The following is a 12716-nucleotide window of genomic DNA, read 5'->3' as shown; positions in this document are numbered from 1 at the left end:
GTGGTGCAGGTTTTAACAGGAAAATTTTGAAAAAGGGGTGTGTGTTTTGCCAAAAGTTACTGTGATTTTAACGAGCTATAATAAACAAGAGTATATAGCGAATACCATTCGATCAATCTTAGATCAAACCTTTCATGACTTTGAATTGTTTATTATGGATGATAATTCAAATGATGAAACGATTAACGTTATTAAGCCATTTTTAGATGATGAAAGAGTGAGGTTTTTCAGGAGTGATATAAGTACAGTTGAAGAAAGGGTGGAGAAAACGAGATATGCTGTTTTAATCAATCAAGCATTGGAATTGGCAGAGGGAGAGTATGTTACGTACGCAACTGACGATAATGTATATCACAAACAGAAGATTGAGAAGATGGTTGAATACTTAGATCAACATCCTGAAGCTATGGTTGTCTATTCAGCATCAAAAACTGTTCATCTTAATGAAGCGGGAGAAATTACGAACCAGATTATTAGGCCAGCAAAATCTATTACATGGCTTGCTTCCTGCATGACGGACCATTGTTCGGTTATGCATCGAATGTCTATTCTACCTAAAATAAAAGAAACCTTTGAATCCTACTGGGATGAGAATCCCCATTTTTATCGAATAGGTGATGCAAGATTCTTTTGGAGAATCAATCATTTCTGGCCATTCTTCCCAGTCAATGAAATTCTTGATTTCAATTATATCACTCCGAAATCTATACATGCCCAAATATTCAATGATAACCCAAATGAGTTTTCAAAAATGTTGCCGGCTCAAAGAACGTGTAAAGAACTCAGAGACTCGATAAGAGCCCTTAAACGTAGGGAGAGGGAGTGAGATGAGTATCTATCTATCAAACTATTGGACATTATATAAGGAGTTTGTGGAAACATTCCATCACTTGAAATATAAAGGGATTCCGATTGTACTGTTAACTAATTTTTATCAACAAATTGATTCTGAACTAAGAAGTCAGATGGAAAGTGAAAGCTTTCTAGTGAATCTAAAAACCCAAAGATTAGATCAGGCGATGATTCAACCTTATTTTGAAAATTGGCTTGAAAAAATCAGAGACCCTTTAATAAAAAAGCCAAAGGAAGGAAAGGTCTTAATCAATCCAGACTATACTCGAATTCCTGAGCGAACGTATATGAATATGTTTGATCCTAAACAAACAATCATACTTTCCCGCTCAAAAGCTACTCAAATGTATGGGATTCCTATTGAAAGTGTTGGAAATTATGAGGAGAAAAATGATGAGGCTTCCGATGAAATTGTAAAAGAGGCAACGACTATTTTTGAAAAATTCAACCAGCATCCGGCATTTGGAAATGTTTTCTTTCAAAAATCCTTTATTAATCGAATTACGCAAATCGTTACGATGATTAATATGGTTTTTAACCTATTTGATAAAAAAAATATTTCCTCCATCATTGTGGGAACAACTGAAGATATTCAAAGCAGAGTGCTTTCAATTGTGGGATTAACAAAAGGAATCAAGAGCATCTGTTTACAACACGGGATTTTAATGGGAGAAGAAGCGTTTATGCCGGTTTTTACAACTGTAGTTGGTGTCTATGGTGAATATGAGAAAAACTGGTATTCGAACAGAGGGTTAGCCAATGATCGAATTGCTGAAATAGGACACCCTAAATTTGATGAAATTTATCACCAATCCCCAATAGATAAAGCAACCTTTATAAAAAAATATGAACTGGATCCCAATAAGCTTACATTATTGGTCATTACGGGCCCGCAGTTGGATTTTGTTAAATTCGAAATTTTAATTAAGAGTATTATGGATAATCAAAATTACCAAATTATTTTAAAGCCTCATCCGTGGGAAATAGGTAAAAAGAAGCATGGAATATATTTGAAACTTGCAGAGAAATATAAATCATTAAAAGTTTACACTGCGAGAGATAATAATCTATATGATTTAATTTCTCAGGTCGATGGAGTGGTGTCCTCTTTATCTACAGTGGTTTTAGAAAGTATATTATTTAATAAGCCTGTGTTTGTTTTTAACTTCTTAAATAGTAATCGGTTCTATGATTATTTCGATATATTGGGCAATTATATTCAGTCAAATCCCAATCGACTTACCGAAGTTATAAATAATCATTATATTTCTAGGCTCCACGAGAATGCTTATAACAATATAAGAAATCGTTTTTTATCGATGTCATATAATGATGGACGTTCCAGTGAAAAATTGGCGAATTTAATTAATCATTATTGTAAATAGGCAGGGTAATGGGATAGAGTCCTTTGCATATCAAACCTTTAAGATGATCCAAACAGTAGAAACACTCATTAAACTGAGTTTTTCTACTGTTTTTTTAGGTTAAGATGAAAATTATTGAGGTGATTAATAAAGCTTCAGCAGGTTCGGAGAATGGCAGTGCTGGTGATGTTTTTTCTACCGCTGTATTGAATTTATGTAAGATTAACTGGATTTGGCAAGATAAAGAAAGGGTCTAAATAGATATTAATAATGGATAGATTAGCTTATTTAGTAACCGAGAATAAATTGAAAAAAGGTTCGGAATGTGAAATTCCGAACACTTTTTGCGGTAATTTGTCATTTTAACTTATAGAACTCTCTAGTTTCTTCTACATTGCATATAGAGGTCGGCTATTTTAAAATTGCTTGTTAAACAGGATAAGCCGTTGCAATAAATATAACCGGTCCATTAATCTCAAATGTAAGACCTGGTGATAACTCTGGATCAACTTGTGCTGTCAATACATACGTGATAGACCCCAATCCAGGAGTTGAATCTATGCCTAACACGGAAGTTAAAAATCTATCATCCTCTCCCGATTCAAAACTTACACTCTCACGACCTTCCCAAACAATCGGTCCACCCACTCCTCTACGGATCCTCCAAATCACTGACAAATCAACGAAGTTTGGTGAAACAGCAGCTAAATTCAAAAAGCTCGGTGCACTCCACCCTATCTGTCCCTGTAAAACAACCACAGCATTTTCGGAGAGAGTGATAGTAAGAGTGGTAATAGTAGCTTCTTCATTAGTCACTGTTAGTAATCCAGGAGATGGGACAAATACGTCGACTGGTTCAGAAAATGCAAAACCAACAATACCCGTATCTCCAGTAGCGCCAGTAGGACCCGTAGCCCCGGTAGCGCCAGGAACTCCAGTATCTCCGGTAGCGCCCGTAGCCCCGGTAGCGCCCGTAGCCCCGGTAACGCCAGTAGGACCCGTAGCGCCAGTAGGACCCGTAGGACCAGTAACTCCTACTAATGGGAATCCAATGCTTACATCAACGTTTTGTTGAACTCTTTGTCCACTTTTACATCTACATTTACCATGGCCGCAATCTTTACATTTTTTTCTTTTATCTTTACTCATTTTTTTCCTCCTTTTTCCAAGACTACATTATCTTATTAATGTAATTTCAAAAGGATTGGACAAAAGTATTATTGAAAATCAAATTATTTTAAAGGGGGAACTGAGGAAGGAGGGAGAGGTTAACAGTTACTATAATCATTTATAAAAGGAGATGATTTTGTATTAGATATGATTGATGTAATAAGGTGGGGAATTGGACTTAAACCCTTAATTATTAACGAAAGACTCAGTTCGTATAAATGCATTATTGTTCCATAGATCTCGGTAGAATACTATTTAAAAAAGCCCTGGAAATAAGAGTGTCCTATTTCCAGGGCTTTTCCTATGGTTAACTTATAAAAGTCTATTCAATCAACAAACACATTCCTTTTATGCCATTTAAAGTATGGTTTATTATCAGGATGAAGGGGGATTTTTATACCCTTACTTAACTGGTACGTATCATATGTTTCTTCAGTAATCTGCTCAGAAATATGTAGTCTGCCTTGACCGTCAAAGGAGATAAGGCCTTTTTCATACAAGGCATCATGATTGAAGCATAATAATAATCCATTATACGGGTTAAGGCGCTCATCATCGGTACTGTCCTTCCATGGTTTAGAGTGACTACTCTTTAGCAGGGCATCCATTTCTATTCCGCATAGCGGGCATTTATGGTTCCAAAGAGGCGTAACCAATTTTCTAAATTTTTTTTGACCACAGCGAATTTTCATTTTGGCTTCCGATTCTGTTTCAGCAAGAAGTGCTTGTAGCGGATTCCGCTCTTTAGCAATGACTTCATCGACAGAGAGTTCTAATTGATCTTCGTCCGAATTGAAGATGTTAAGCATACTCATATATTCTAAAAGTTTTAGTGTAAGTTCTTCATTACAAGGATATAGGTATCCTGAATTGCCGGTTGCATCCTCCTGGAATGCTGAATATTTAATAGGAAGATATGGAGCAATACCGTCAAAGTATTCACGTATATTCAGGGGGACCTCCAATTCACGATACTCGGTTTCAACTAGATAACCATTATCTGTCCATCTAGTATGATTTCGAATTTTTTGAGGTTTATTATCTTCTTGACATCCCTTCTTTACAATACTTATCGCGACAATCGATCCCTTTACGTAATGGAAAATCCGATCGCCACTTTTAACTTCTTGCATCAGTTTAGATGAGTGAGGTACTAAACCGGATTTATCGATTTGAGGGGACCAGATGATCCCTAAATGTTTTTCTTCTTGATAAGTAGTACCTTGCATGACAATAAAACTATTCAACGTCTTTCCTCCTACTTGCTACGATATGCGATTTAAATGAAAGAGCTGGTTTGCTTACTCTTTGGACATATTCTATGTAACTTATCATACCTTAATTATTTTAGAAATGTAACGATAACGTGTCAAATGACGAAGTATGAATGCGGGGTGAAAGAAATCATCTCGGAAACCATTTCAAATGTAATGTATGTATAGAAAGGGGATATAACTAATGCAGAAGTAAAAAAAGAGTAAGCATCAAACAGTTACAGTGTTTGATGCTTACTCCAGTTGGTTTTCTGTAATGCGCTTAATGGCATTCAAATCATTAGTTAAGAATTCGAACGGCTTTTACGAAAAGAGGTTTCCAGTATGAACCGTTGATGTTTGCATACGATACACCTTTGGAAGTTGAAGCATTAATCATTTGATTATTCCCCGCATAAATTCCTACGTGATTAATCACTCCATCATGATTAGTATCATAAAACACCAAATCACCCTTTTTCAATGAATATGAAGAAACAGGTACTCCCATTTGAGCTTGGCCAGTTGATGTGCGAGGCAAGGAGATCCCTGCTGCTTGGAATGCTTTCATGGTAAATGATGAGCAATCAAAGGCATCAGTGCGCGATGTGCTTGCAGCATATTGATACTTGGCCCCTAAGTATTTTTTAGCGGCGTTTAAAACGCGGTCCACTTCAGAAGAGGCAGAAGACACAGTCTTTGTAGCAGCTGTAGTTGCCTTTCCAGAAAGTTTAATAGTCTGTCCAATACGTAAAGTATTAGCATTTTTGATGCTAGGATTTAATGAAAGTATAGCTTTGACGGTCGTTTTATTTTTACTTGCAATTTTGGAGAGACTGTCCCCAGACTTAACTTTATATGTACTGCCCGATTTGTTTGCTGTACTGGTTGCACTAGATGTAGTGGCTTTTCCAGAAAGTTTTATGGACTGTCCAATACGTAAAGTATTAGCATTTTTGATGCTAGGATTTAATGCTAGCAAAGCTTTGACAGTCGTTTTATTTTTGCTTGCAATTTTGGAGAGACTGTCTCCTGACTTAACCTTATATGTACTGGTTGAACTGCTTTTTGCAGCTGTAGCACTAGTTGAAGTAGCTTTTCCAGAAACAATGATGGATTGTCCAATGCGAATTCGGTCTGAATTGGAAATGCTAGGATTCAATTTCAATAATGAATTTAGCGAAAGATTATACTTTTTAGCAATTCCACTTAACGTATCCCCAAGTTTAACCACGTGTTTCTTTGTTGAAGTTGTACTTTTCACCGTGGATTCATTTATCTTTAACACTTGTCCCGGGAAAATAAGGTTATTAGAAAGTTTATTTTGCGATTTTAATTTTTGAACGGTTGTATGATTTGCTTTAGCAATTTTATATAGACTATCACCTGATTTAACATGGTATGTACTAGCATATGCTGAATTGCTGGCAAATAGGGTACCTATGATAGAACCCGCGATAATGAAAGATTTTTTTGAACTATTCATAAAAAGGAAGATTCCTCCTGATATTCTATAATATTATTGCACTATTTTTATAGCGCAATAATATTATAAGGCAATTAACCCAATAAAATATTAAAAATAGAAAAAAATTCTGATTTAAACATTAAATTATCATTGCTTATATTACAGGGGTGTTACGAAGTGTTGGAATGTTGGAGTGTGTAAGTGAAGGGTGATCCCTATTACCTATAAGGTTTCAATAATTTAGAAAATATATATATTTCAAGTCAATGATTTATTTTTGTTAAAGTTACCCATAAAAGGATTGATTGCTACATTGTAATTTAGAAAAGGTAAAACGTAACAATAAACAAGATAGTTTTACATATTTTTAAATTATCTTGGAATGGTAAACTAAAACTCCCTTAAAAGTATGATTGGTATCTATAGTCTTCCAAAAGAGCGGCGTGATTAATGTTTAGCGATGAAAATCAATGAAGTTTTACTTCGGAAAAACCATATTGAAGTTAAATAAGGTAGAAGGGTAATGTATATTGGCGAACTTCCTATTGGAAACTATAGAATCTAGAGATAATACGTTAGTAAAAACTATATACATCGGCATCAATTGTCTGAAAAGAGTATAGTAGTAGAATGATTCCGACTATTTTAAAGCATATTGTAATAGTTAATACTTTCATTTAGAATGATACCCATTACTACGAATCATCATCATATAAATATCCTTGTATAATATCAGTGAAAAGGTCTGATAGTTTCTACCTGGCTGCCATAAAAAGCCGGACTACAAGGAAGCATGAATAAAAGAGATGAAACAGTTATAGGTAGCATTTTGTAAGTCACTATGTGATCACTTGCAGAAGGTCCCACTATTACTTTGTTTTTTTGAAGAAGCTTTTATTTTTCATGCTTTCTGTCCAGTGGCCGAAAGCATGAAAAATAAGGGCTTTTTATGTATGTATTCAACAGTAAAAGATAAAGGAAGAGGGTGTCGTATGTATTTCTTATTGAATATTCTAGGGGTATTGGTTGTCATGGGTATCGTATACTTGTGCTCACCTAATAGAAAAAACGTGAAGTGGAAAATCATTCTTACGTTGCTTGGCATTGAATTGGTTATTACATGGTTCATGTTGTCGACCACCATTGGAACATGGGTCATTAAACAGATTGCTACTTTCTTCACCTGGTTGATTGCTTGTGCAAATGAAGGGATTTCTTTCGTGTTTCCTTCTGTTATGGCAAACGAACAAGTGGATTTCTTTTTCAGTGCGTTGATGCCAATCATCTTCATTATTACGTTTTTTGATATTCTATCGTATTTCGGCATCCTGACCTGGATAATAGACAAAGTCGGTTGGCTCATTTCGAAAGTGTCAGGATTACCGAAACTGGAGAGCTTCTTTTCTATCCAGATGATGTTTCTTGGGAATACGGAGGCTCTCGCTGTTATCAGGATGCAATTAAGTTCTTTAAAGGATAAGCGTTTGCTGACCTTTGGAATTATGAGTATGAGCAGTATAAGCGGTTCGATTATAGGTGCGTATTTATCCATGGTTCCGGCTGAATTTGTATTCGTCGCTATTCCATTGAATTGTTTAAATGCCTTGCTTATAGCCAATATGTTAAATCCTGTTACTGTCAGTAAAGAGGAAGATGTCGTATATATTCCTACAAAAGAGGAACGTAAAGACTTCTTTTCAACCATTTCAAACAGTATGCTAGTTGGAGTCAAGATGGTGATCGTCATTATGGCCATGGTAATCGGCTATGTCGCATTAACGGCTAGCCTTAACGGTATTTTAGGGCTTGCGGTAGATGGGTTAACAATCCAAAAAATCTTCTCTGTCATCTTTAGTCCATTCGCTTTCTTGTTTGGATTAAATTGGGAAGATACGATGTATGTTGCTCAATTAATGGGAATCAAACTGGCAACGAATGAATTCGTAGCCTTGCTCGACTTGAAAACACAGATCAGCGGTTTGGCCCCGCATACAGTAGCTGTGGCCGTTACGTACCTGACATCATTTGCAAACTTTAGTACAGTCGGCATGATTTATGGAACGTTCAATTCGATTCTAGACGAGGAAAAATCGGGTATCATTGGAAGAAATGTTTGGAAGCTATTGCTTAGTGGAATGGCAGTCTCCATGCTTAGTGCCATGATTGTTGGGTTGTTTGTTTGGTAACGCTATGTATTATAGTTTTACTAGAAAACCTTAAATATTGTGATTTTAATACGTAAATTTAAAATAAATTTAGCCAAGTGATTTTTAGGAATCCTTGGCTATTTGGTATTTATAATTGGAAATCTGTTGTTTTTTGGAGAGAAACTTAATAAAAGAGAGACTATGAGTATAAAGGAAACGAATCATGATAACGAAACATGACGATTTAATGTTTTCAATATACTTTTACATGTGCCCTCACATACTCGTCCACATATGAATATATTACCCTGAAACAAAAGTAAAGTCCCTCATCGGCAATATACTATTTGAACAAAACGGGTTGGGAACTGATGTTAATCGTTTCTTTTCATTAACCGAATTTACTCTCCTCATTTCGTGTCTAACTTTTTTAGATTATAGAAAAAGAAGTGATAGTATTGATTTCTTCTATAAAGATTGCTTGTGTAATGCTTGTGTAATTAATGGAAAGTTTTTAGAGAAGGTGAAAGTGAACCCCTTTTTTCAAACCTAAGAGGTTTATTTGAGTTATCAAGAGCTTTGACAGAGCATAGTATTGTATCAGACGAAAAATTATGTTTAGACGAAGAAAAGACAAAGCTTCATGATGTACATGAGAGGAGTTAAAATGAATCAACCTGTCAGTAAGCGATCACTGAACTTAACCCTTGGTACAGTCCAGTTAGGACAGCAATATGGAATCGCTAATAAGATTGGTAAGCCCAATGAAGAAGAGGCAATAAATTTATTAACGTATGCTTTTTTAAATAGAGTAACGACTTTTGATACTGCTCCTGGTTATGGAGAAAGTGAAGGTCTATTAGGGAAATTCTTACAGGAACAAAAGAACCTTTTAAAAAACGTTCCGAAGATTTTTACAAAATTACCGGAAATTAAAGTGGAAGAAACTGCTTCATTTAAGAGAATTCACGATGAGGTAGAGCTAAATTTGAGACTATCCTTGAATAAATTGTCTCTTCCGGTCCTTGACGGCTATTTATTGCATAATGAAAATAATTTATTCTCGCATAATGGAAAGGTCATTAAAAGCATAGCATTATTAAAACAACAGGGTCTGATAAAAACCATCGGTGCTTCTGTTTACAGTTCGGAAGGTGTACGAAAGGTAATTGCCGCTGGTTGTTTTGATATGATTCAAGTACCTATCAATGTTTTTGATCAAGATTTGATCCATTCGGGGTTATTGGATGAACTTTCAAAACATCAAATAAAAATATATGCTCGCAGTGTTTACTTACAAGGATTATTATTATTACCGAGCAATGAGTTACCTGAACATTTAAAAGAAGCAAAAAAATGGATAGATTTACTTCGAGAAATTGCTTCTGAAAACAAAATCCCCCCTTATCAATTAGCCTTTTGCTTTGTAAGAGATTTGCCACAGATTGATAGTATTGTTGTTGGTTGTGAAACATTAACACAACTTAAACAAAATATTGAAATGGAGACAGTTCCCCAGTTACCAAGTTATGTGATGCTTCAATTAATGGAGTTATTTAAAAATGTCCCTAGAAATATAAAGAATCCTACGATGTGGAATTAGGAGGCTTCTACCCTATGAGTTTAGGAAAAATGTTTGACTTAAGCGGAAAAACGGCTGTTATAACAGGTGGAGCTGGGTATTTAGGAGCGGCTATTTCAGAAAGTTTAGCAGAAGCAGGGGCGACCGTTTTTATTGCAAGTAAAAATCAAGTGAAGTGTCAACTATTAGCAGACTCATTAAATCAATCCTATAATACCGGCAGTTCAGGTATTTTCATGGATGTCGGAGATAATAAATCAATCGCTGACTGCTTTTCTAAAATCAATAAAATGGGAAGAAACATTGATATTTTAATTAATAATGCGTATTTTGGCTCTGGTGGTACGTTAGAGAAGATAAGCGAAGAAGAATGGAACAGAGGAATAGATGGAACCATTAATAATGTTTTTAAATGCACAAAAAATGTATTGCCATATATGATTTCCAAAAAAAGTGGTGTAATCATAAACGTCGCCTCTATGTACGGGATTATTTCTCCTAACCCAGATTTATACGTTAACAACCCTTATCATAATCCCCCCCATTATGGAGCAGGAAAAGCCGCAATCATCCAATATACACGTTACCTTGCCTGCCATTATGGAAATGAAGGTATAAGAGTAAATTGTATTTCTCCAGGTGCATTTCCCAATAGTAACGTACAAAAAGATGAAACATTCGTAAATCGATTAATTGAAAAGAGTCCTCTAAGGCGAATCGGACACCCTGATGACTTAAAAGGAGTAATTGCCTTATTAGCGTCTGACGCGTCAAGCTATATAACAGGGCAAAATATTTCAATCGATGGCGGTTGGACTGCTTGGTAGGTCTCCCAATTTAATGGATAGTAGATTTATTAACCTTAAATCATGACCCTATCAATCTTACCAACTATGGCAGAAGATGAATTTCAAGGTGTATTTAGAAAATAAACAAAGATATTAAAAAATACTTGAAATAAAGGTGAAAAAATTGTCTGAAATTAAAATTATTGCTGAAATTGCAAATGCTCATCAAGGCAAACCAAACAATCTTGAACAGCTAATTACTGAGGCTTCAACTGCAGGTGCCGATGCAGTTAAATTTCAATGGTTTAAATACGATCATTTAGCCACACCAGATTATGAAGGGTATCAGGCTTATATCAATTTATTTATTAATGAAGCCAGGTGGAAAGATGCGTTAAATCTTGCTATCGAACATGATTTAGAAATCTGGGTCGATGTATTTGATGACTGGGGTATGGAATTAGCTAAGAAGTATAATTCGTATATTACTGGTTTTAAAATTCCACCAACCATCATTCAGTCAAAGTTTTTGATCGAAGAAATTTCCAAGTTAAATAAACCTATTTTACTAGGAATAGGTGGTTGGTACGATCATGAAATTGTAAAAACTCTAGAATTTATTAAGTTGAATACATCTTTACCAGTAATCTTAATGTACGGGTTTCAAGGTTATCCTACTAAAGAAGAAGATGTCCACTTAGCTCGATTAACGTATTTAAAGAATAGGTTTGATTGCGCTATTGGTTTTGCAGATCATGAGGATGGTGAAAATCCCTTAGCCGTTGATTTGCCAGTCCAAGCGTATTTCGCAGGTGCATGTGTAATTGAGAAACATATCACACTTGACAGGTCCTTAAAAGGTTTTGATTATTATTCTTCTCTAGAACCGAAAGAATTTCAAGAGATGGTTAATAAACTAAGGCTAGCTGAGATTGTGATGGGGGATGCCACGGTTAATGAATCACAGAGAAAATACCTGAAGGATTCTCTAAAGGTAGTTGCTAAACAGGATATTGAACAGGGTGAGGTGATATCTTTTAACAAGATTACTTATAAACGATCAAGTAATATTAATGGATATATGCCTTTGGATTTTGAAAGCAATTTACCGCTTTTAGCGAAAAATAATATCCTTAAGAATGAATCCATCTTACCTTCAAACGTTATAAAACCAAAGATCACAATTGTTGTAGTAGTACGGTTGAAATCAACTAGGTTACAGAGAAAAGCAATACTTCCTATAAATGGAGTAGAATCCGTTAAACGATGTTTATTAAATTGTTTGGCTTCTGAAAAAGTAGATCATATCGTACTTGCCACTTCTGATTTGGAGGAGGATTCCCCATTAACGAAGTTCACCTTAGATGGAAGAGTGACAACTGTTAAGGGAGACCCTGAAAATGTAGCAAACAGGATTTTAAATGCAGTAGAGTTGACAAAGGCGAACATTGTCCTTCGTGTTACTGGTGATTGTCCAGCTGTATCTCCAGAAATTATCGATTATTTAATAGATAGTCATATACAGAGTGGTGCGGATTTAACAATACCTACCAGCAATCATGCTATTGGGACAGGTGCTGATGTATACTCTGTAAATGCTCTAAGAAAGCTGTTAGCCCTTTCCTATCCACTAAACCATACAGAATATCTTTCATTTTACTTCATTAACAATCCTCATTTATTTAATGTTAATAAGGTAGAACTTCCTCATGAATATACCTTTCCACAATGGAGATTAACACTAGATGAAGAAAATGATTATAAGATGTTTAATGAATTGTATAAAGGATTGAATATAGGAGAGGAACCAGTTAAATTTTCTGAAATTAGAGAGTATTTAATAAAATATCCTGAAGTAGCTGATATAAATGCCCTTGTTCCTCTAAAATTTAGAGATAACTCAAACATTTTGAAGGAAATAAATGATTCCACGACTTTTAGATAATCATTTTTCCTTTTCTATTCAAAGGGGTTATACGTGTAGATACCCAAATTTATATGAGTATGGGGTATAATGAGACATTAAATTTTTTAGGGTGAATTAGTAAAAAATGTTAATTGTCTATTTGACCTGTGGTGAACATAATGGGAC

General features: G+C 35.1%; 9 protein-coding genes and 1 riboswitch. Of the genes, 6 read left to right on the top strand and 3 right to left on the bottom strand.

The window, feature by feature from the left end:
- Positions 1 to 46: 46 nt before the first annotated feature.
- A complete protein-coding gene (locus ACQKL0_RS03140) occupies positions 47 to 826 on the top strand; it encodes a glycosyltransferase family 2 protein (RefSeq protein ID WP_427686210.1) in 780 nt (259 codons plus the stop codon).
- Between the two features lies 1 nt (position 827).
- Positions 828 to 2237, top strand: a complete 1410-nt coding sequence (locus ACQKL0_RS03135; RefSeq protein WP_427686208.1) for a CDP-glycerol glycerophosphotransferase family protein — start codon at positions 828 to 830, stop codon at positions 2235 to 2237.
- A gap of 408 nt (positions 2238 to 2645) precedes the next feature.
- On the opposite strand, the gene ACQKL0_RS03130 is transcribed toward ACQKL0_RS03135, so the two are convergent.
- The 3 genes from ACQKL0_RS03130 to ACQKL0_RS03120 all read right to left on the bottom strand — a co-directional run bounded on the left by ACQKL0_RS03130 (position 2646) and on the right by ACQKL0_RS03120 (position 6125).
- Positions 2646 to 3365 carry a hypothetical protein gene (locus ACQKL0_RS03130; protein ID WP_427686206.1) on the bottom strand — a complete coding sequence of 240 codons (720 nt, stop codon included), beginning with the start codon at positions 3363 to 3365 and terminating at the stop codon, positions 2646 to 2648.
- 347 nt (positions 3366 to 3712) lie between these two features.
- A complete protein-coding gene (locus ACQKL0_RS03125) occupies positions 3713 to 4633 on the bottom strand; it encodes an HNH endonuclease (protein ID WP_427686204.1) in 921 nt (306 codons plus the stop codon).
- Between the two features lie 307 nt (positions 4634 to 4940).
- Positions 4941 to 6125, bottom strand: a complete 1185-nt coding sequence (locus ACQKL0_RS03120) for a LysM peptidoglycan-binding domain-containing protein (RefSeq protein WP_427686202.1) — start codon at positions 6123 to 6125, stop codon at positions 4941 to 4943.
- 684 nt (positions 6126 to 6809) lie between these two features.
- Positions 6810 to 6911: riboswitch (purine riboswitch) on the top strand.
- 188 nt (positions 6912 to 7099) lie between these two features.
- Between ACQKL0_RS03120 and ACQKL0_RS03115 the strand changes: the two genes are divergently transcribed.
- The 4 genes from ACQKL0_RS03115 (at position 7100) to ACQKL0_RS03100 (ending at position 12569) form a co-directional block, all read left to right on the top strand.
- On the top strand, positions 7100 to 8293 hold the full coding sequence (locus ACQKL0_RS03115) for a NupC/NupG family nucleoside CNT transporter (RefSeq protein ID WP_427686200.1): 1194 nt from the start codon (positions 7100 to 7102) through the stop codon (positions 8291 to 8293).
- A gap of 628 nt (positions 8294 to 8921) precedes the next feature.
- The gene (locus tag ACQKL0_RS03110) at positions 8922 to 9857 is read left to right on the top strand and encodes an aldo/keto reductase (protein WP_427686198.1); all 936 of its coding nucleotides are present in this window, start codon (positions 8922 to 8924) and stop codon (positions 9855 to 9857) included.
- Between the two features lie 14 nt (positions 9858 to 9871).
- A complete protein-coding gene (locus ACQKL0_RS03105) occupies positions 9872 to 10663 on the top strand; it encodes an SDR family NAD(P)-dependent oxidoreductase (RefSeq protein WP_427686196.1) in 792 nt (263 codons plus the stop codon).
- A 136-nt stretch (positions 10664 to 10799) separates the two neighbouring features.
- On the top strand, positions 10800 to 12569 hold the full coding sequence (locus ACQKL0_RS03100; RefSeq protein WP_427686194.1) for an N-acetylneuraminate synthase family protein: 1770 nt from the start codon (positions 10800 to 10802) through the stop codon (positions 12567 to 12569).
- Positions 12570 to 12716: the final 147 nt, after the last annotated feature.

The organism is Peribacillus sp. NPDC097264 (assembly GCF_050277925.1).
In the GTDB taxonomy this organism is placed as follows: domain Bacteria; phylum Bacillota; class Bacilli; order Bacillales; family DSM-1321; genus Peribacillus.
The sequence above is the reverse complement of the archived record's forward strand: the minus strand, read 5'-3'. Positions and strand labels throughout refer to the sequence as shown.